We start from the raw sequence: 20,445 nt of genomic DNA on the forward strand, positions 1-20,445 counted from the left end.
AAATCAATCCCTTCCCAATAAAATGTAGGAAAAAAACACACGTAGGGTTTTCGGCAATTTTTTCATGCCGTTGTAACAAGAAAAGTTGACCGGTATCGATCAGCTCTTTTGCTTGCCGCAGGCAGCGGTGTGCCGTTCCCGCCTGCTATCCAGTGCGAGACGAAAACCAATAATGATGGTTAGGTAAGAATTCCCCATCCTGCCGGTCGGCCGATCGGCGTCCCGGTCAGGCATCATCCATGCAGACGCCACCACTGCGTGGCGAGGGGCCAGAGCAGCGTGATCCATGTTAGGGCGCAGGTAACGAGCGCGATGAGGACGGCCGCGCTGCCGCAATCCTTGGCTCGGCGCGACAGCTCGTGACGGTCGAGCGAGATGCGATCGACGACGGCCTCGATGGCCGAGTTTAGGAGTTCCACCAGTAGGACGAGCAGTACCGACCCGATCAGCATGACGCGTTCGACCGCGGTGACCGGCAGCAACACCGCGCAGGGCAGCAATACGACGGCTAACGCGACCTCTTGGCGAAACGCGCTTTCGGCCCGGAAGGTGGCGACGAGTCCGTCGTACGAATGTTTGAGCGCAAACAGGGCGCGCGTGATGCCGGTCCGCTTCGGGGGCGGTAACAGCGGGTTATGCGAGGAGGAGGGCTGCGATTTGCTTGGGCGGACCATCGGGCGTACCTATGATCGGTCGCGGGGGGTGCGGAACGCGCGGCCGATGTTGCTGAAAAGTGCGGCAAGTTTGTCACACTTATCTGCTATCCTAGGCGGTTTCGCGCAGCGAAACCCCGCAAAGCGTCGCCGACACCCCGAAGTTCAAGCGATTGTCGCAGGTCAAGGTTCGGACTATATAAGCGATGTATATCAATGAGCCCAAACGGGCGCGCGCGTGGTGGCTATCCATCGGCACGGGCCGCGGCCCTCGGCCGCATTGCGGGCCGCGCAAAGACAGCCGTCAATGCGGCGCCCCATCGTTCGGCTAGAAACGGTCCGTCAATGAAGAAATTCGCGCTATCGATTTACGTTTGTTCGGCTGTTTTGGCCGCCTGGCCGTCTAGTCCCTCGCTGCTTGCGGCTCCTCAGAGCGCCGCCTCATCCACGCCCGCCGCCCCGACCGCGTCTTCGTCCGCGGTCTTCAAATTCGCCACGCTCGGCGCCTATGAACCGCTTCATCTGCGCGGGCCCGACGATACGCGCACGATCAATGTCGGCGTCAGGCTCGATCGTGTCGTTACCGCGGCCACGTTGCGGCTGCGCTATACCTATTCCCCGGCGCTCGTCTTCCCGATTTCGCATCTGAAGGTGTCGATCAATGGCGAAGCCGTGGCGACGGTGCCGTTCGACAGCGAACACGCCGGGCAAATGATCACGCGCGATATCGCGCTGGACCCGCGCTTCTTGACGGACTTCAACCAGTTGAATGTCCAACTGATCGCGCACTACACGCTCGATCATTGCGAGGATCCCGACAACTCGGCGCTGTGGGCCGACATCAGCCCGAGCAGCGAAATCGTCCTCGATACTCAGCCGCTCAGACTGCCCGACGACCTGAGCTTGCTGCCCGCGCCTTTTTTCGATCGGCGCGATCCGCGGCAGTTGCGGTTGCCCTTCGTGCTGCCCGCCGCGCCCGACAATGCGACGCTTGAAAGCGCGGGTATCTTGGCCTCGTGGTTCGGCGAATTGGCCGACTACCGCCAGGCGCGTTTTACCGTCGCGACGGCGCTGCCCGCCGATGCCCATGCCGTCGTCGTCGGCACGCGCGAGCAGTTGCCGGCCGGATTGACCATGCCGGCGATCGACGGGCCGATGCTGATCATGGCCGACAACCCCGCCGCGCCCACCAAGAAGTTGCTGATCGTCACCGGCCGCACCGAAGCCGAGGTCAAACAAGCCGTGGACGCGCTCGTGCTCGGGAAAGCGGCGTTGACCGGCTCGCAAGCGAGCGTCGAGCATGTGGACATCGGGCCGCCGCGCAAGCCCTACGATGCGCCGCGCTGGTTGCCGATCGGGCGGCCGATTGCGTTCAAGCGCCTCGTCAACGATCCGAAACAACTGCAAGTGTCCGGCAGCCGCCCCGATGCGATTCGCCTGAATTTGCGCGTGCCGGCCGACTTGTATTCGTGGAGCGGACAGGGCGTGCCGCTCGATTTGAAGTACCGTTACACGGCGCCGACGGTGCAAAACAATTCGGCCCTGGCGATCTCGATCAACGATTTGCTCGTGAAGTCGTTGCGTTTGCCGCCGGCCGAGGACAAGGACGGCAAGGGCAGGCTGCAACTGCCGATCCTCGGCGGCACCGACGCGCGCACGGCCGACCTGCTCGATATCCCGGCGTTCCGGGTCGGCAGTGCGAATCAGCTTCAGTTGAAGTTCGACCTCGACTCGCAAAAGACGGGGCTGTGCCAAGGCGTTGCGCAAAATCCCGTTCGCGCCGCCGTCGATCCCGATTCGACGATCGATTTCTCGCATTTCGTGCACTACGCGCGGATGCCGAACCTCGCGTACTTCGCCAATAGCGGCTTTCCGTTTACGCGCTATGCCGATCTCGCGCAGACGGCCGTCGTCATGCCCGACCATCCGGCGCCGCAAGATGTCGAGACGCTGTTGACGGTACTCGGACACATGGGGCAGTGGACGGGCTTGCCCTCGCTGCGCGTGCAGGTGCTGCGCGCCGGGCAAGCCGCGAGTGTGCCGAACAAGGACTTGCTCGTCATCGGCGATAGCGGCTCGGGCGTGTTGCCGGCGGCTTGGCGTGCCGCATTGCCGCTCTCGATCGCTAGCGAGCCGAACGGGCAAGTCACGCGCACGGCGTTCTCGGTCAAGGAGTATTGGCGCGATGGCGTGCAGGTTCCCGAGGGCAGCGCGCGCCTCGGCGAGAGCGGCCCGATCGCGGCATTGCTCGGCTTCGAGTTGCCCAATAGCCACGGCCGCAGCGTCGTCGCCATGACCGGCACGTCGCCCGCGCGGCTCGGCGATCTGCTCGATGCGCTCCAGAAACCCGATCTCGTCGCGAAGCTGCAAGGCGACGTCGCGCTCGTCCAAGACGGGCGAATCGAAAGCATGCGCGTCGGCGATACCTATGTCGTCGGCTATGTACCGTGGTATGCGCAGATTTGGGGGCGTGCGATCCGGCATCCGGTTTTGCTCGGCGTGCTCGGCGCGATCGGCGGGTTGCTGCTCGCGATCGGCGCGTTTACCGCGTTGCAAGAATTGGCGGCGCGGCGCCGGGGGATCTGAACGATGGTGTCGATCGATCGGCATGGCACGCTCGGCAAAGCCCGGCGGTGGGCGCGCCGCGCCGCTACCGCCGGCCTTCTCGCGGGCTCGGCGGCCGCGGCGGCCGCGACGCCCGCGGCTTGTGCGCCTGACTGGCCGCGCTGGGACGAGTTCAAGCATGGTTTTTTGTCGGCGGACGGGCGTGTGGTGGACGTCGGTTCGGCCGACGAGCGCACGGTGTCCGAAGGGCAAGCCTATGCGTTGCTTTTCGCGCTGATCGCGAACGATCGCGCGACCTTCGACGAGGTCTTGCGCTGGACCGAGAACAACCTCGCGCAGGGCGACCTCACGAGTCACTTGCCCGCTTGGTTGTGGGGCCGCGACAAGGATGGCAGTTGGCATGTGCTCGACGCGAACGCGGCCTCGGACGCCGATCTGTGGATCGCCTACACGTTGTTGCAAGCGGGCCGGCTCTGGCATGAGCGCAGCTATACGGCGCGAGGCACCGTGCTTGCGCGGCATATCGTCGAGCAAGAAACGGCCACGTTGCCGGGTCTTGGTTTGACGCTGTTGCCCGGTCCGCAAGGCTTTCATCCGAACCCGGACGAATGGCGGATCAACCCGAGCTACATGCCGCTGCAGGTCATGCAAGGCCTTGCCGAAGCGCTGCCCGAGGACGCGCGGTGGAAGCGTTTGGCCGATTCGGCATCGGCTGTCGTGCTCGGTACGGCGCCGCAGGGGTTTGCGCCGGACTGGGCGCTTTACGGCGCGGGCCGCGGCTTCGGACCCGATACCGATACGCACGCGCAGGGCAGCTACGACGCGATTCGCGTTTACCTCTGGGCCGGGATGCTCGATCCCGCGCAGCCCGGCGCGAGTCAGGTGCTTGCGCGCCTGACGCCGTTCGCCGACTACATCGTCGAACACGGCGCGCCTTATGAGTCGATCGATACGACCAACGCTCAGGCCAAGCAGACGGGCAACAGCGGGTTCTCGGCGGCGGCGGTCCCGTTTTTGACGGCACTGGGTCGATCCGCCGCCGCCACGGCGCAAGCGGAACGCGTGCGGATGCTCGAAGCGCAGAACGCCCCCGGCTACTATTCCAGCGTGCTGACGCTGTTCGGCCTCGGCTGGCGCGACGGGCGCTATCGCTTCAAGGCCGATGGGGCGCTGGAGCTTCGTTGGCGAGCGGCATGCGCGAGCGAGGGACGATGACGGACCGCACGCGCTCGCGCGCAGGCAATTGGGTTCGCTGCGCCGTATTGGCCGCGCTGACCTGCTCGGCGGGCAGCGCGGCCGCGAGCGCCGAGACTCATGCGTCGGCGGCTGCCGCGCAACCGGCGACGCCCGAGGCGCGCCTGCTGGCGACGGCACGACTGTGGGCGGCGAAACACCGCGACGATCTCGCGTTGCAGGCCGTGCAAAAAGCGTTGCTGATCGCCCCCGACGATCCCGTGCTGCTCAGCGAAGCAGTGCGCATCGAGTTGCGCCTCGGCCAAGCGCAAGCGGCCGCCCAGGTGCTCGCGCGTTTGAAGGCGCGCCGGCCCGCGGCGGCGGCCACTTTGCAACTCGAGGACGAATACCGTTCCGCCACGAGCGGGCGGGGCGAGCTGGCGACGATTCGTTTGCTCGCCCGCAGCGGGCAGAGCGAGGAGGCGGTGCGCCGGTTGCAGGTGCTGTTTCCGCACGGTGCGCCGCCGGGCGCACTCGGTGCCGAGTACTACCGGATCTTGTCGGGTACGCCCGCCGGATACGCGCAGGCCATCGATGGCTTGCGCCGACGGGTGGCGGACGATCCGAGCGACACGGCGGCGGCGCTGACGCTCGTGGACCTGCTCAACGAGCGCGGCCCGACGCGGGCCGAAGCGAACCGGCTCGCCTGGTCGCTTGCGTTGCGCAAGGACGTGGACCATACCGAGGCGATGAACGCTTGGCGAAGCGTCTTGCAGTCGGCCGGCACGGACAGTGCGTATCTCGACGCCGTGCATGCCTATCTCGCGTTTGCGCCGGACGACAACGAGTTCAAAGACCGGGCGCAGACGCTCGACGCCCAGCGGCAGGCGCGCATCAAGCTCGAGCACGATCCCGACTATATCGCCGAGCAGCAGGGGCTCAAGGCGCTCGCGCGCGGCGATCTGCCCGCGGCCGACGCCTCGCTCGCTCGCGCCGCGAAGGCTCGATCGAACGACGCCGACGCGGTCGGCGCTCTGGGGCTCGTGCGGCTGCGACAAGGCCGGCACGACGAAGCGCGGGCGTTGTTCCTGCGCGCCGCGGCGCTCGCACCGGAGAACCGGTCGAAATGGGACGGTCTTGCGCGCACGTCGCTGGTCTGGGGCACGATTGCGAAGGGGCGCGAAGCGGCCGCGGCCGGCCGCCCGGCCGAAGCGCGCACGCAGGCGCAAGCCGCGCTCGCGCTCGACCCCGGCAACGCGCAAGCGAAGCAACTGTTGGCGGACGCTTGGCTCGCCGAGCGCAATTGGCCGGCTGCCGAGCCGTTGCTGCGCGAGTTGCTGGCGAACCGTCAATTGAATCTCGGCGCCGTCGAAGGGATGCAGACGCTCTTGCGCGAGACGGGGCGCGAGCACGAGATTTCCGGCCTGCTCGATGCGCTGAGCCAACGTTTCCGCGATGCGGCCGATCGGCAAGGCTTGGCCGGCTTGCGCGCGGACGCATTGACGCTTCAGGCCGAGCACCTCGTGGCGACCGGCAAGCTAGGGCCCGCGGCCGAGGACTACGAAAAAGCGCTGCGCCTCGCGCCCGACGCACCGTGGACTCGCTTCGCGCTTGCCCGTATTTATCGGGATCTAGGATTGCCTCAATTGGGGCGCGCCGTGATGGACGAAGGGCTCGATGCGCAAGCGTCGCCCGAAATGCGCTATGCGACCGCGCTTTATCGCAATTCGATCGACGACCTGAGCGGCGCGCAAACCGCGCTCGCGGGCATCGCTCCCGATGCGCGCACGCCGGGCATGCAAGCATTGGCGCGCAAGCTCGTTGCTCAGGCGGCGTTGCGCGAAGCCCGAACGGCGTTCGCGAACGACGACGGAGAGACGGCGCGGCGCGCGCTCGACACCGCGCGCGCCAACGGCAGCGACGACCCGTACGTGACCGCTTCGGTGGGTGCCGCGCTGATCGACGAGGGGCAACCCGAGCAAGGCCTCGCGCTGATGCGCGATTGGATGGCGAGCCATCCCCAAGAGACAGATGCCGACGTGAAACTTCGCTATGGCGACTTGCTCGGCAGCGCCGGACGCAACGACGCCTTAGCCGATTGGCTCGCGCGGTTGCGTCGCGAGCCGCATTTGACCGCGCAGCAAAACGCGCGGCTCGAAGATGAATCGCTGCGCCTGTTGCTGCGCGAAACCGATGCCGCGCTCGACGAACGGGATTTCCGCAAGGCGCGCCGCATCTTGACGCAGGCTAGCCCCGAGGGCAAACGCGACAAGCGATACGCGCTCGAGATGGCCGATCTCGAACGCGCGCAAGGCCACTATGGCGCCGCGCGCGCGGCGCTCGCACCTGTACTCGCGCAATCGCCCGACGATCCCGACGCGCGTCTGGCACTGGCCCGCGTGCTCGACGATAGCGGCCATCGATCGCAAGCCTTGGATATCGTCAGGTCCGTGCTCGAGACGGCGCCGCCCGACGATATCGATACCCGCCTCTCGGCCGCGCGCCGTTTGGCGGCGTTGCGTCGCCCGCGCGAGGCGCTCGCGCTGACGGATGCGTTGCGGCAAGCCTATCCCGACCGCCCCGACGTGACCGTCGAAGCGGGCCGCTTGGCGCAAGAGCTCGGCCGCTACGACGAAGCGGCGTCCCTGTTCCGGCGCTCGATGGCGCAAGAGCGGGCCGCCGGAGTGCTTTCCAGCGATCCGGCCGGCACGCCGGGGCAAGCGGCGATGGCCGATCTCGAACAGCGCCGCGATCCCGAGATCGAGGCCGGTTGGATTCCGGCGTTCAAAGCGGGCGATGCCGGTATTTCCGACTATCACGCGCAGCAGGTGCCGATCTACATCCAAGTGCCGTATCGCTACGAGGGGCATTTTTTCTTGCACCTGGACACGGTCCATCTCGACGCGGGTACGTTATCGATCACGGATCCGCCTTCGTATCCGGTGACCACGTTCGGGACGTATTCGGCATTCGCTCCACCCATCGATACGCCGGTCTATGTCACGCATCAGCAGGCGAGCGGCGTGGCGGTCGGAACCGGCTTCGTATCCGATGCTTGGCGCTTCGACTTCGGGACGACGCCGTTGGGCTTCCCGGTCCACTATCTCGTGGGGGGCGTGCGCTATCGCTTCGATGCGGGTCCGGGGAGTTTTTCGGTCAGCGCTTCGCGGCGGCCGCAAACGAGCAGCGAACTTTCCTATGCCGGACTGCGCGATCCGTGGACCAATGCGGTCTGGGGCGGCGTGCGGCGCGACGGCATCGACTTGCATACCGGCATCGACATCGGCCGCTCGAGCTGGTTTTCCGAACTCGGCGCGGGCGTGTTGACGGGCAAGCAAGTCGCGTCGAACCAGGAAGTGACGTTGCGCGCAGGGTTCACGACGCCCGTCTACCAAGGCCGCGACATGCGCGTGAGCGCGGGGCTCGTCGGCAACTTCTGGCACTACACGAACAACCTGCGCTTTTATACCTACGGCCAGGGGGGCTACTACAGTCCGCAGCGTTATACGTCGCTGGGCGTCCCCCTCGAGTGGTATGGCCGCCGCGGCGGCCTGACCTGGGATCTGACCGCCACGGTCGGCGCATCGAATTCCTACGAAAAGGATTCGCCGTATTACCCTAACGGACTGCCGAGTCCGCCGCCCGGCCTCTCTGGGCAAAATCCTGGCAGGAACCTCGTTTATTCGGGCGGATCCACGGCCGGGATGAGCCTCTCGTACGGCGTGAAGGGCGTGGTGCAGTACCGCTTCAACAACCGGCTCGTCGCCGGGCTCAGTTTCGATATCGACCATGCGCACGATTACGCGCCGAGTTCAGGGATGATCTACGTGCGATATTCGTTCGATGCCCGCAAGCCGGACACGAGCCTGTCGCCAAGGCCGGTCGGACTCTATTCGGATTATTAGGAACATGGAAGAAGGCAAGCAACCCGCGCCGCAGCGTGACGAGGTGCCACGGTCCGAAGGGGCGGACGCGGCTGCCGCGGGCTCGAACGTCAGCCGGGGGCTCGGCGTCTTGTTGCGCGACGCCGTCGGCGCCAGGGCTTCGACGGCTAGCCGGCTTGCGATCGAAGCGTTGCCCGACGAGGTCTCGCTGCTGGCGCCGGGCCACTTCTATGCGATTTATGCCAAGCCGCGCACGACGGCGTGCGACGCATTGATCTGGGGGACCGCGAAGGCCGCGCGTACCCGACACGTCACGATCGTGCTCTCGCGCACGCGCGGCCAAGCGGCGGCGCGGATGCGCGAATTGGGCTTCGGCACGGCTGGCGCCGCGAGCGGTTGGCCGCGCAATTTGAATGTGCTGGCCATGCCCGAAACCGCGCAAGCCGGCGAGGGCGCGGGCGCGGGCGCTTCCCTCGCGCCGCCGCCCGGGGCCCGCGTCGCATTCGCCCGCTTGTTCGGGGGGCTGCGGGCGCTCAAACGGTTCGGCTTCCGCCATAACGCGCTCTATTTGGTGGAAGGGGCGGAGCGCTGGCTGACATGGGGCGATCCCGATGCGCTCGCACGCGAGGCGGATCTGCTCGCGAACTGGTGCGCCGCGCGGCGGATCGCGCTCGTGTTGCTGCTCGATCCGTCGAAAATCGGCGGCGACGAAGGCGGTGATGCGACCACCGACGGTTTCATGAACGAAGAGCTCGCGCAGCAGCCGGGCTATCTGGAGTTTCACGGCGCTTGCGGCGGCGTGGCCCGGATGGGGCGCACGCACGGCGAGCTGCTGTGGCATGTCGAGTTCTGGCGCGCGGGGCGGGCCTTGGCCACCGGTGAGACGCGTGCGCTGCGCTTTACCGAGAATGGGCAGTTGAGCGTTGCGCCCGAGGTTGCGGAAAGCCAGGCGCAAACGGCGCTGCGGCTCGCGCGGGACGAATCGCGCGTGGTCGCGACGCGCGCGGTCGTGGGCAACGAAAACTGGGTACCGCCCGAATGGGAAATCGTCGACGACCAGCAAGCCGCGGTGGCGGCCTGCACGGGCGCGCAGGCCGCCACCGTCCTGCTCGATTTCCGCGATCGTTCCACCCTGGAGCCGCTGTGCGCGGCGGTACACACGCTGCGGCGCGAATGCGGCCGGGCATTGAAGATCGTCGTCGTCGAGCGTCGCGAGGCGCTGCGCCATCAATACGAGTTGCTGCTGCTCAGTCTCGGCGCCAACCTGATCGTCGGGCGCGAGTTGCCGTTCTCGCGCGTGCAGTCGCTGCTTCGCTCGCTGCAGGGACAACTCGATACGCGGCCCATTGCGCACGATTACCGCGCCGCATTGGCCGCGGCGCTGACCGACGAAGTGCGCGGCTATCTGCCGGTCGCGGCGTTTTGCGAACGTATCGAAGCCGTGCTTGCGCGGGGCGCCGTGCTCGATCTGCCTCACGTGCTCGCGAAGATCGCATTGCTGCCCGAGGTCGCGCATGCGCAAGCATTGCAGCATTGCGCGCCGCGCCGGGCGGGGGACGTGGCGACGGCGGACGCCGCGCATCTTTATGTGTTTTTGTTCGCGTGCCGGCTGCCCGATGCCGATATCGCTCTGGCCCATATTTTTACGGTGCCGGTCGAGCATCTGTCGGATCGCGTCGTCTACTTGGCCGAGGCCAGTATCGAGCGCGAGATCGCGGCGCTGGCCGAAGCGAACCGCCGTGCCCCGATCGCCGATTACAGCGATCTATTTCGTGCCGCGACGCCGGCGCCGCCGCATGAGCCGCGGCGCGGCGCGGCGGACGCGGCGGCGAGCCTCCCGGTATCGCCAAGCGATGCCGTATCCCAACTCGAAGCGGTCGAAAGCATGCTCGACAAGATCAATCGGGAAGGATCGCCGGCCCGCCGTCCGAAGCAGGCATCGGGCAACGGACCCGCCGCGGCCGCGGCGGCCGCGCAAGCACCCGCGCCGGGCGCGCCGATGCGCCGCCGCGCCGCGCAACCCTGGCCGATGCCGATGCGCGGCGAGGGAGATACGAAATGACGTTCTTCTTACTTCTTTGCTTCGCGGCCGGCATCGTCATTGCGGTACCCGTATGGATCGTCTCCCAGCGATTCGGGGCGCGCCGGGGATTGCAAGCCGCGCGCCGCTTCAACCCCGATGACGCCGTGCCTTGCGTGATCGAGCCCGTGGCGCTCAAAGGCCGCCTAATGCCCGATCTCGACGACGTGGACGGCGAATCGGCGCACGAGGAACAAGGAGAGGCGCGATGAAGACGGTTGCGCTCATATCGACGGTCGGCGGCGCCGGCAGGACGACCATGGCCGCCGCGCTGGCGGTGCTGCTCGCGCGACGCGGCCGCCCAGTCGCAGCCGCGGACCTGGATCCGCAAAACATGCTCGGCGCGCATCTCGGCCTCGATACGTTCGCTCGCGCGGGACTCGGTCAAGCGATGGCGGGACAGGGCGTGCCTTGGCAGGGCACGACGTGGCGCAATGCGGACGGCGTGTTGTTCGCGCCGCACGGAGAAACGACGCTCGCCGAGCGCACGGCCTATGAGGCGCGACTCGCGCGGGAGCCGCGCTGGCTCGCCGATGCGCTGGCGCGCATCGATTTTTCCGAGCGCGGCGTCGCGCTCGTCGATACCGCGCGCTTTCCGTCGCAGCAAGCGGCGCAGGCCGTGCGAGCAGCCGATTTGGTGCTATGCGTGACGCCACCCGAGCCGGCGGCTTGCGCGACGCTCGCGCGCTGCTTTCCGAGCTTGCGCCAAGCGGGCGCACTGGTGAAGGTCGTGGTCAATCGCCTGAACCCGGCGCGTGAAATGCAACGCGATGCGCTCGCATTGCTGCGCGCCGCGGTTGGCGACGCGCTCGAATTGGCGCATCGTGTCCATTTCGACGCCGCGATGCCCGAGTCGCTGGCTCGCGGCGCATGGCTTTTCGATGAAGCCCCGCATTCGCAGGCATCGCACGACTTGCACGGCCTCGCGAACTGGATCGACGCGTGGCTCGACGGCATTGTGGGCGTCGATACGGACGTCGATTCGGAGCAAGCGCGATGAAAGCGCGCATCTTCGGCGCATGGCGCGATGCCCGCATCCGCTTGATCGAGTGGGTCGCGCTCGGGCTCGGACTGCCCGCGCAACGTACGCCACTCGATTGGATCGTTCGGCTCGTCTTCAAGCCGCCGCCGGCCGGCCGGCCCGATTTGCCCAGACGCTGGGCGCGCGCGGCACTGCTCGGGCTCGCCGCGCATTGGGGCGTCCTCGATCCGCGCAGTTGGCGTTCATGGCTCTGGCGCGCGCTCGTGCGGCCGCCGCGGCCACGCGTGCAAACCGACGTGTCGCGCGCACGAGAGGCCTTCGATCGCATCGAACGCGTGTTGCTGCCGGTGGTGCTGGCCGTGCGCGGCGCATGGCGTCGTTTTGAGGCGCTCATCGCTCTGCTGCCGTGGCAGCGCTGGGGCGATGCGCTCGAGCGCGGGACCGAGCGCGTCGGCCACGTGCGCTGGCTGCTGCCCATACTCACCGTGGTGGGCGCCTTGCTTTGGATGGGCGTGGGGGCATCGCCGCTCCAGGCCGGCGGGCAAGTGGAGTTTTTTGCGTTGACGATCGCGGTTGCGCTCGTCGTACGCCGCTTCCCGGGGCGATTGCCCGTCCTGATTCTGGCGACGCTCTCGCTACTGGCGATGGGGCGCTACATCCTTTGGCGCGTGACCGAAACGCTGACGTTCAGAACGCCGATGGAGGCCATCGTCGGCTATGCGTTGTTTTCGGCCGAGATGTACACGTGGTTGATTATGACCTTCGGGTTGATCCAGACGGCATGGCCGCTCAATCGCACGATTGCGCGCTTGCCGAGCGATCCGTCCACGTGGCCGACGGTCGATATCTACATTCCGACCTACAACGAACCGCTCTCCGTCGTTCGACCCGCGGTATTCGCGGCGCAGGGCGTCGATTGGCCGTCGTCGAAATTGCGCGTCTATCTGCTCGACGACGGACGCCGTCCCGAGTTCGAAGCGTTCGCCCGCGAGGCCGGTATCGAGTATTTGACGCGTGCCGACAATCGCAATGCCAAGGCGGGCAACATCAACGCGGCGCTCAAGGTGACGCGGGGCGAATACATTGCGATTTTCGATTGCGACCACGTGCCCACGCGCTCGTTTTTGCAGATGACGATGGGCACGTTTCTGCGCGACCCGAAGTGCGCGATGGTGCAAACGCCGCACCACTTCTTCTCGCCCGATCCATTCGAGCGCAATCTGGGCACGTTCAACCGCGTGCCGAACGAGGGCAAGCTCTTCTATGGACTCGTGCAGGCCGGCAACGACCTGTGGAACGCGTCGTTCTTCTGCGGTTCGTGCGCGATCATCAAGCGTGGGCCGCTCGAAGCGGTGGGCGGCGTCGCCGTCGAGACGGTGACCGAGGATGCGCATACGGCTTTGCGACTGCATCGGCAAGGCTACACGACGGCCTATCTGCCGACGGTTCAAGCCGCGGGCCTCGCAACCGAAAGCTTGGCCGGCCACATCAAGCAACGCACGCGCTGGGCGCGCGGGATGGCGCAGATCTTTCGCATCGACAATCCGTTTCTCGGGCGAGGCCTCGGCTTTTTTCAGCGGCTCTGCTACGGCAACGCGATGATGCACTTCTTCTACGGCGTGCCGCGGTTGATTTTCCTCGTCATGCCGATGGCGTATCTGTTCTTCCAGCTCTATTTCATCAACGCGGCGGCCACGACGATCGCAAGCTACGTGCTCCCCTACATCTTCGTCTCCAACATCGCCAACTCGCGCATGCAGGGCCAATACCGGCACTCGTTCTGGGCCGAGGTGTACGAATCGGTTTTGGCTTGGTATATCGCTTTGCCCACGACGTTCGCGTTTTTCAGCCCGAAGCACGGCAAGTTCAACGTGACGGAGAAAGGCGGGCGCGTCGACGAAGGCTATTTCGATTGGAGCGTGTCCAAGCCGTATCTCGTCCTGCTCGGCTTGAATCTCGTGGCGTTCCTAGCTGGGGCCTACCGGCTCACGTTCAACGCGAACGGCGAGGGGCCGACGATTCTGATGAACATGGTTTGGACGATCTACAACCTCGCTTTGCTCGGCGCGGCCGTGAGCGTGGCGAGCGAGGCGAAACAGGTGCGCGTGACGCATCGCATCGCCATGCGCGTGCCCGCCACGCTGTTGCTGGCCGACGGCACCACGCTCGCCTGTATGACGAGCGACTATTCGACAGGCGGGCTCGGACTCGAATTGCCCGCGCAGGGAATGGCGTTCGATCGCGGGCAGACGCTGCATGTCACGCTGAGCCGCGGCGATCGTATCTTCCACTTCCCGGCTCGCGTGACGCGCGTCGCCGGTAGGCATTTGGGGCTGCAGTTCGAGGCGCTGACGCTCGAGCAGGAGCGGCAGTTCGTGCAGTGCACGTTCGGCCGCGCCGATGCCTGGCTGAGCGGCGAGGAGCGGCCCGAGGAAGATATGCCATTGGCGGGCTTCAAGGAGGTGATGCTGATGGGTGTCGAAGGGTATGCGCGCTTGGCGCAAGGGGCGATGCGTTCGGTGCGGTCGCTGCTCGCGCTCGACCGAGCCCGGTATTGAGCGCGATAAGGAAATCAGTTCATGACGTTTTGGAATCTTTATTTCATCCTAAAGCTGTATCTGTTCGCGACGGGGCACCTGAAGCCGCTATGGCTTGCCAACCTCGCGTTCGTTACGGCGCTGGCGTTGACGAGCCCGCTGCGGCGGCGCGTCTGGCGCATCGCGCGTTTTATCGTGGCGCTCGGCATCGGCGTGCCGCTCTTCTACTACGAGGCCATCGTGCCGCCGTTCTCGCGCGTCATCGAGGAGGCATCGGGTCTCGGATCGTTTACGGCCGGGTACTGGCTGGAGCTGGCCGGCCGCTTTCTGCCGCCGGCGCTCATCATCGCGGTCCTGGCCGTCGTACTCGGCCATTGGCTCGTGAACCGCTGGCTGCGCGTGGCGACGTTTGTCGTCATCGCATTGATTGCCGTACCGGTATGGCGTACGGCCAGCCTGGCGATCACGTCGGCGCAAAGCGCTTCGACAAGCGGCGCGCGCACGACTTCCGTCGTCGAACAGCCGCTCGACCATAACGCCGCGCTGGCGGCGTTCCGTACCGCGGAATCGCAACGTCAAGTCACGTTCGGCAAGCTGAGTGCCAATCCGAACGAACAGTTCGACGTGATCATCTTGCATATCTGCTCGTTGTCGTGGGACGACCTCGATGTCTCGAAGGCGCGCGAGAATCCGATGCTGAGCCACTTCGACTATCTGCTCACGAACTTCAGTACCGCGGCCAGTTATAGCGGCCCGGCCGCGATCCGCGTGTTACGAGCCAGTTGCGGGCAAGAGGCGCATGCGGACTTGTACAAGCCGGCGCCGCAGCAATGCTATTTGCTCAACGACTTGGCTCACGCCGGTTTTACGCCGCAGATTTTGATGAACCACGACGGGCACTTCGACAACTTCCTCGATTTGGCCAAGGAAAACGCGGATGTACAGGGCATTACCGTCGAATCGAACGCCAATGCCGCGGTCACGATGCACGCGTTCGACGGGTCGGTCGTGCACGACGACTATTCGACGTGGGCCAATTGGTACGCGCAGCGCGCGCAGACGCCCGGCCCCGTGGCGCTCTACTACAACACGATCAGCTTGCACGACGGCAATCGCGTGACCGGCAAGGAAAAGCTGACGAGTCTCGAGTCGTATCCCTATCGCGTCAATACGTTGATGAACGAGGTCGATCAATTGGCCGATCTCATCGCGAAGTCGGGCCGCCGCGCCGTCATCGTCTTCGTGCCCGAGCACGGCGCGGCGTTGCGCGGCGACGCCAACCAGGTTGCCGGGCTGCGCGAAATCCCCACCCCGCGTATCGTGCATGGCCCGGTCGGCGTGCGGATCGTCGGACTTCCGGGCGCGCACGGCCCGACCACCGTCATCGATACGCCCACGAGTTTCCTCGCGCTCGCGCAACTGCTGTCGAACCTGGTGTCGAATAGCCCGTTCAAGCCCGGCGTGGCGCTTTCGCAGTACGCAGCCGATCTGCCGCAAACGCAGATGGTCGGCGAAAACGAGGGGACCGTCACCATGAAGACAGCGGACGGCTACGCGGTGAAAACGCCGGACGGCGTATGGGTGAACCAAAAGTGACGATCGACGAGACGAACGGCCGAGGCTGGCCCATCAACGATATCGGCGGCCTCGCGCGCCACGTGCCCGAGGTCGATCCGAGCCGGTATTTCGACGAGCAGGCGCGTCTTGCCTACGAAGAAGCGCTCGTCAAATGGCCGGTGCTGGCGCGGTTGATGGGGCTCGCCGGCGACGGCGGCGAGCCGCAAGCCGGCGATCAGCGGGGCAATTCGGCCGATTCCACCGATTCCATCGATTCGGCCGGTCTCCAGTTTCCGTCGTCGGCGCGCTAACGCCATCGCGCTCGATGCCGACGAATTACGCGTCGACGATATCTTGCGCCGTGGGCGCCTCGGCGTCGCGCGTGACCTGCGCCACGAGCCGCTCCACCAGCCGGTCCACGTCGCGCTCCGCCGCCGCGATGGACTCATCGAGCCTCGCATCGCCGAACTCGTCGTATTCGATCGCGACGCAGTGCACGTCCTCGATCCCCATGTAGGCGAATGCCGTGGCCACGCTCGCTTCGACGTGATTGCGATGCGCCAGGCGCGGCGTATCGTAGCCGTAGTCGCCGCGCGAGCTTAAAAGCACGAGGCGCTTTCCTCGCCCCGCGAGCATCGGCCAGTACGGATCGCCCGCCCGGTTGCGATCGAAGCCGAATGTGCGGCCGACGCGAATGACGTTGTCGATGTAAGCCTTGAATGATGCGGGCGGCCCGAAGTTGTACATCGGCACGCCGGCTACAACGATGTCCGCCGCCAGCAACTCGTCGATGAGTGCATCGCTCGATGCCAGCACGGCGCGCATCGATGCGTCGCGCTCGGCCGGGGGGGTAAACGCGGCGCGGACCCACTCGCCGCTGACCGCGGCGGGCGGTGCGGCGGCCAAATCGCGGTACACCGTCGTCGCATCGGGCATCGATTCGCGCCAGCGCGCGACGAAACGCGCGGACAGGCGCCGCGTATGGGAACCATGCGGGTCGGTGCCGGACAGGCCGGCGCGGGCGCTCGAATCCAAATGAAGAATACGTGTCATGATGCTCGCTCGTGCTGAATGGATGGACGCATGCGAAACGTTGCCTCGCATCGGTCACGACTATACGAACGCGCGGTGCCGTGCGACAAACGAGGAATTTTCGTCGGCACACGCAAGAAAAACTCATCCGTCCGCGGCGATTGCAGCGCGGACGACGAATCGTTCACGAGCCTAACCGTTATGAGGAAGCTGCCGTCGTTGAACGCATTGCGTGCGTTCGAAGCCGTCGCGCGCCACATGAGCATGAAGCTGGCGGCGCAGGAGTTGGCGGTGACGCCGACAGCCGTCAGCCATCAAGTGCGCCAATTGGAAGAGACGATCGGCGCGCCGCTGTTCGAGCGGCGCGTGCGCTCGCTCGTCCTGACGCCGCAAGGCGCGGCGCTGTTGCCGGTGCTCTCGCAAGGCTTCGACGCATTCGAGGCGGCGCTCGGCGCGATCGCGCATGCGGCACCGCGCGAAACCGTCGCGATCAGCACGACGACGGCACTGGCCGCGTGCTGGCTGGCGCCCTGGATCGCATCGTTTTCCGCCTCGGCGGAGTTCGACCTGCGCATTCACTCGGCCGATACGACTGTGGCGATTCCCGGTGAACATGCCGACGTCGCGATTCGCTACGGAGCGGGCAGTTGGCCCGGACTCGTGGCCGAGCGGCTTTTCGACGATGCGTACGCGCCCGTCTGGCACCCGCGCTTGGGGCTGCGTCATCCGGACGATTTGCGCTCGCATCCGTTGATCCGCTCGGAGTGGCAGGCGAGCTTGCGCGATGTGCCCGATTGGACTGCCTGGGCGAATGCGGCCGGCCTGAAGCTCGGGCAGACGCGCGAACTGACGTTCTCCGACGAGTCGCATGCGATCGGAGCGGCTTTTGCGGGACAGGGCGTGGCGCTCGTCAATTTACCGCTCATCGAGCGCGAGTTGCGCAACGGCGATCTCGTGGCGCCGTTCGGCCCTATCCTGCACCGGTTTTCGTTCTGGCTCGTGTACCCGGATGCATCGAGCCGAAGCGGCAGTGCGCGCAAAATCGCCGCGGTGTGCGAATGGATACGCGCGCTGCCGCGACCGGACGTGCGCGGGCTATTTCGAGACCGCGAACAGCGTCAGGTTCATGAGCAGCTTGAACGCTTCGCCGAGCAGCACGGCGCCGGCGACGCCGGCGCACCAGAGGGCGAAGAACCATAGCCAGCGCGGTAGCGCGCCGCGCGGCTTAGTGATAGTGATGTTCGCCATGACGCACCTTTCCGCGGAAAACCCAGTAACCGAGCATCGTGTACGCGAGGATGATCGGCAAGATGACGACGGCGCCCGTCAGCGTGAAAGAGAGCGTGCGCTCGGGGGCCGCCGCTTGCCACAGCGTGACGGACGAGGGAATCGCATAAGGCCATAACGTGGCGAGCAGCCCCGCGTAGCCGACGACGACCAAGCCCATTGCAAGCAAGAACGGGCGCGTATGGTGACGCTCGCGCGCCGCGCGCCGCATGAAATACGCGCAGATCGCCACCAAGAACGGCGCGGGCAGCATGCGATGAAACCACTGTGCGCTGAACCAGCGAGCGGCAACGCCGGGCTCTTGCAACGGCGTCCAGATGCTGACGGCGACGATAAACGCGATCAGCACGAGCGTCAGCGGCCATACGAGCCGATGCAGGCGGCGCTGCAAATCGCCCTCGGTCTTTGCCACGAGCCAGCAGCACCCGAGCAGCGCGTAGGTGGCGACGACGCCGAGCCCGGTGAGCAGCCCGAACGGGGTGAGCCAGCCGAACGCATCGCCGGCGAACTCGCCGTTCGCAAGCGGAATGCCTTGCACGAACGCACCGAGCGATACCCCTTGGAAGAACGCCGCACCCGCGGATCCACCGATGAAGGCAAGGTCCCATAGATGCTTCGTGCGCGAGGCTTTGCCGCGGATTTCGAACGATACGCCGCGCAAGATCAAGCACGCGAGCATCGCGACGAGCGGCAGATACAGCGCCGACAGCACGGTCGCATAAACGAGCGGGAAGGCGCCGAACAGCGCGGCCCCGCCGAGCACGAGCCATGTTTCGTTGCCGTCCCAGACGGGGGCCACGGTGTTCATCATCAGATCGCGTTCGCGCTCGTCGGGGAAGAGCGGGAAAACGATGCCGATGCCGAGATCGAAGCCGTCCAAGACGACGTACAGCAGCAGGCCGAGCGCGATGATCGCGGCCCAGACGACGGTGAGATCCATGTTGATCCTCGAATGATGAATGTTCGATGGCGATGCGTGAATCGCTCAGACGGGAAGCGGTGCCGTGCGGCGGCCGCCCGAGCCGGCTTCGCGCGTATCCTCTCCGCCGTGGGCGATCTTCGGGCCCGCATGCATGAGCCGGAGCATGTAATAGACGCCCGTGCCGAACACGAGGAAGTACACGACGACGAAAGTCATCAGCGAGAGCCCGACTTGCTGGGCGGTGAGCGGCGAGACGGCCTGAGCCGTGCGCATGACGCCGTAGACGACCCACGGCTGACGGCCGACTTCGGTCGTGACCCAACCCGCGAGCAGCGTCACGAAACCGCTTGGCCCCATGAGGAGAGCGAACCGATGGAACCAGCGGGCGTCGTAAAGCCGGCCGCGCCGATCGAGCAGCCACGCGCCGACGGCCAACACGATCATCAAGATGCCGAGGCCCACCATCACGCGAAAGCTCCAGAACACGACCGTCGAATTCGGGCGTTCGTCGGGCGCAAACGACTTCAGGCCGCGGATTTCGCCGTCCCAACTATGCGTGAGCAAGAGGCTGCCCAGGTGCGGCACCGACAGCGCGTAGCGCGTCGTTTCGGCTTGCATGTCGGGTACGCCGAAGAGATTGAGCGCGGTGCCGTTCGTCTCGGTATCCCACAGCCCCTCGATGGCGGCGATTTTCGCGGGTTGGTGACGCAGCGTGTTCAGGCCGTGCTGATCGCCAACGAACGCTTGCAGCGGGGCAAGCGCCAGCAGCATCCACATCGCCATCGCGAACATCTTCTTGACGGCGGGATCGCGCCGGCCTTTCAGCAAATGCCATGCGCCCACCGCTCCGACGACGAGCGCCGCCACGAGAAAGGCCGCAAGCGTCATATGAACGAGACGATAGGGGAACGAGGGGTTGAAGACGATCTTGAACCAATCGACGGGAACGGCCTGGCCGTCGACGATCGCGAAGCCTTGCGGCGTTTGCATCCAACTGTTCGAGGCGAGAATCCAGAATGCGGACATCAGCGTGCCCACGGCCACGGTGAGCGTGGCGGCGAAGTGCGCGCGCGGGCCGACGCGGTTCCAGCCGAACAGCATGATGCCGAGAAAGCCGGCTTCGAGAAAGAACGCGGTCATCACCTCGTAGGTCAGCAATGCACCGGTGATCGGGCCCGCGAATTTGGAGAAGCTAGCCCAGTTCGTGCCGAACTCGTAGGCCATGACGACGCCCGATACGACGCCCATGCCGAAAGCGACGGCGAAGATCTTCGACCAGAACAGGCACAAATCCTTGTAATAGGCTTTGCCGGTTTTGAGCCACCGCCACTCGAGCACCGCGATGAAGCTCGCGAGCCCGATGCTCAGGGCGGGGAAGACGATATGAAACGAGACGGTAAAGGCAAATTGAATGCGCGCGAGATCGAAAGCGCTGAACGAAGACGTTTCCATAGCTGATACCTGATGCCGGTGACGAGCGACGCGCGCCGGCCGGTGTCGACGCGCACTGCATAAGCAGCCGGTCGCAAGCGTAGATCAGCGGAGGAAAAAATGCTGCACTGCGCGCAGGGCGCCTAAAGCGTGCCGCATGCGGCGATTTGCCGTATCGACAACGATTAACACCCTGACGGGCAAGCGAAAAATCGGTGCGCCGCAGCATCGGCGCGAAGCGGAGTGCGACGCAATGTGCGGCAATACACCGCGCGGACCGTCGCGCATCACTTGACCCATGTCGGCTGCGGCGAATGCGCTCCGGTGCTAGTGATTCACTCG

The 20,445-nt window shown here is 65.8% G+C and carries 13 protein-coding genes and 1 pseudogene; 10 read left to right on the forward strand and 4 right to left on the reverse strand.

Translation table 11 applies throughout. The features are described from left to right. Positions 1-233: 233 nt before the first annotated feature. A complete protein-coding gene (locus tag DXT59_RS19790; RefSeq protein ID WP_116138555.1) occupies positions 234-674 on the reverse strand; it encodes a diacylglycerol kinase in 441 nt (146 codons plus the stop codon). A gap of 324 nt (positions 675-998) precedes the next feature. Here DXT59_RS19790 and bcsB point away from each other — a divergent pair, with 324 nt between their 5' ends. The 9 genes and pseudogenes from bcsB to DXT59_RS31600 form a co-directional block, all read left to right on the forward strand. Next, positions 999-3,239, forward strand: coding sequence for a cellulose biosynthesis cyclic di-GMP-binding regulatory protein BcsB (bcsB, locus tag DXT59_RS19795; RefSeq protein ID WP_116138556.1), 2,241 nt, complete (start codon positions 999-1,001; stop codon positions 3,237-3,239). Positions 3,240-3,242: 3 nt separating this feature from the next. Then, complete coding sequence (bcsZ, locus tag DXT59_RS19800) at positions 3,243-4,433, forward strand: cellulose synthase complex periplasmic endoglucanase BcsZ (RefSeq protein ID WP_116138557.1); 1,191 nt, start codon at positions 3,243-3,245, stop codon at positions 4,431-4,433. Next, complete coding sequence (locus DXT59_RS19805) at positions 4,430-8,296, forward strand: cellulose synthase subunit BcsC-related outer membrane protein (protein ID WP_116138670.1); 3,867 nt, start codon at positions 4,430-4,432, stop codon at positions 8,294-8,296. The genes bcsZ and DXT59_RS19805 overlap by 4 nt, the downstream gene beginning before the upstream one ends. Positions 8,297-8,300: 4 nt before the next feature. Then, the gene (gene bcsE, locus DXT59_RS19810; protein WP_116138558.1) at positions 8,301-10,337 is read left to right on the forward strand and encodes a cellulose biosynthesis protein BcsE; all 2,037 of its coding nucleotides are present in this window, start codon (positions 8,301-8,303) and stop codon (positions 10,335-10,337) included. Further along, positions 10,334-10,567: a hypothetical protein gene (locus tag DXT59_RS19815; RefSeq protein ID WP_116138559.1), complete on the forward strand. Its 234-nt coding sequence runs from the start codon at positions 10,334-10,336 to the stop codon at positions 10,565-10,567. Before bcsE ends, DXT59_RS19815 begins: the two co-directional genes overlap by 4 nt. Continuing rightward, on the forward strand, positions 10,564-11,355 hold the full coding sequence (bcsQ, locus tag DXT59_RS19820; protein ID WP_116138560.1) for a cellulose biosynthesis protein BcsQ: 792 nt from the start codon (positions 10,564-10,566) through the stop codon (positions 11,353-11,355). Before DXT59_RS19815 ends, bcsQ begins: the two co-directional genes overlap by 4 nt. Then, positions 11,352-13,895, forward strand: a complete 2,544-nt coding sequence (bcsA, locus tag DXT59_RS19825) for a UDP-forming cellulose synthase catalytic subunit (protein ID WP_116138561.1) — start codon at positions 11,352-11,354, stop codon at positions 13,893-13,895. Before bcsQ ends, bcsA begins: the two co-directional genes overlap by 4 nt. Before the next feature lie 21 nt (positions 13,896-13,916). Next, a complete protein-coding gene (bcsG, locus tag DXT59_RS19830; RefSeq protein ID WP_116138562.1) occupies positions 13,917-15,470 on the forward strand; it encodes a cellulose biosynthesis protein BcsG in 1,554 nt (517 codons plus the stop codon). After that, positions 15,452-15,637, forward strand: a pseudogene (locus DXT59_RS31600) (hypothetical protein); the annotation flags it as partial. The gene bcsG and the pseudogene DXT59_RS31600, both read left to right, overlap by 19 nt. A gap of 130 nt (positions 15,638-15,767) precedes the next feature. On the opposite strand, the gene DXT59_RS19840 reads toward DXT59_RS31600, so the two are convergent. Further along, on the reverse strand, positions 15,768-16,484 hold the full coding sequence (locus DXT59_RS19840) for an FMN-dependent NADH-azoreductase (protein ID WP_116138563.1): 717 nt from the start codon (positions 16,482-16,484) through the stop codon (positions 15,768-15,770). A gap of 180 nt (positions 16,485-16,664) precedes the next feature. Between DXT59_RS19840 and DXT59_RS19845 the strand changes: the two genes are divergently transcribed. Continuing rightward, positions 16,665-17,663, forward strand: coding sequence for a LysR substrate-binding domain-containing protein (locus DXT59_RS19845; protein WP_116138671.1), 999 nt, complete (start codon positions 16,665-16,667; stop codon positions 17,661-17,663). Positions 17,664-17,688: 25 nt separating this feature from the next. Here DXT59_RS19845 and cydB read toward each other — a convergent pair whose 3' ends face one another. Together cydB and DXT59_RS19855 are read right to left on the reverse strand one after the other, a co-directional pair. Beyond that, positions 17,689-18,690 (reverse strand): cytochrome d ubiquinol oxidase subunit II, encoded by a 1,002-nt coding sequence (gene cydB, locus DXT59_RS19850; protein WP_116138564.1) that lies wholly within the window; start codon positions 18,688-18,690, stop codon positions 17,689-17,691. A 45-nt stretch (positions 18,691-18,735) separates the two neighbouring features. Then, positions 18,736-20,124, reverse strand: coding sequence for a cytochrome ubiquinol oxidase subunit I (locus DXT59_RS19855; protein ID WP_116138565.1), 1,389 nt, complete (start codon positions 20,122-20,124; stop codon positions 18,736-18,738). Between the last annotated feature and the right edge of the window lie 321 nt (positions 20,125-20,445).

Origin of the sequence: Trinickia diaoshuihuensis, assembly GCF_003390925.1 — a bacterium.
Lineage (GTDB): Bacteria > Pseudomonadota > Gammaproteobacteria > Burkholderiales > Burkholderiaceae > Trinickia > Trinickia diaoshuihuensis.

Excerpts from the sequence above, each read along its gene's own strand:
- bcsQ (WP_116138560.1), top strand. The coding sequence starts at position 10,564 with ATGAAGACGGTTGCGCTCATATCGACGGTCGGCGGCGCCGGCAGGACG.
- bcsZ (WP_116138557.1), top strand. The coding sequence starts at position 3,243 with ATGGTGTCGATCGATCGGCATGGCACGCTCGGCAAAGCCCGGCGGTGG.
- DXT59_RS19805 (WP_116138670.1), top strand. The coding sequence starts at position 4,430 with ATGACGGACCGCACGCGCTCGCGCGCAGGCAATTGGGTTCGCTGCGCC.
- bcsB (WP_116138556.1), top strand. The coding sequence starts at position 999 with ATGAAGAAATTCGCGCTATCGATTTACGTTTGTTCGGCTGTTTTGGCC.
- bcsE (WP_116138558.1), top strand. The coding sequence starts at position 8,301 with ATGGAAGAAGGCAAGCAACCCGCGCCGCAGCGTGACGAGGTGCCACGG.
- DXT59_RS19855 (WP_116138565.1), bottom strand. The coding sequence starts at position 20,124 with ATGGAAACGTCTTCGTTCAGCGCTTTCGATCTCGCGCGCATTCAATTT.
- cydB (WP_116138564.1), bottom strand. The coding sequence starts at position 18,690 with ATGGATCTCACCGTCGTCTGGGCCGCGATCATCGCGCTCGGCCTGCTG.
- DXT59_RS19815 (WP_116138559.1), top strand. The coding sequence starts at position 10,334 with ATGACGTTCTTCTTACTTCTTTGCTTCGCGGCCGGCATCGTCATTGCG.
- DXT59_RS19790 (WP_116138555.1), bottom strand. The coding sequence starts at position 674 with ATGGTCCGCCCAAGCAAATCGCAGCCCTCCTCCTCGCATAACCCGCTG.
- bcsA (WP_116138561.1), top strand. The coding sequence starts at position 11,352 with ATGAAAGCGCGCATCTTCGGCGCATGGCGCGATGCCCGCATCCGCTTG.
- DXT59_RS19845 (WP_116138671.1), top strand. The coding sequence starts at position 16,665 with ATGAGGAAGCTGCCGTCGTTGAACGCATTGCGTGCGTTCGAAGCCGTC.
- DXT59_RS19840 (WP_116138563.1), bottom strand. The coding sequence starts at position 16,484 with ATGACACGTATTCTTCATTTGGATTCGAGCGCCCGCGCCGGCCTGTCC.
- bcsG (WP_116138562.1), top strand. The coding sequence starts at position 13,917 with ATGACGTTTTGGAATCTTTATTTCATCCTAAAGCTGTATCTGTTCGCG.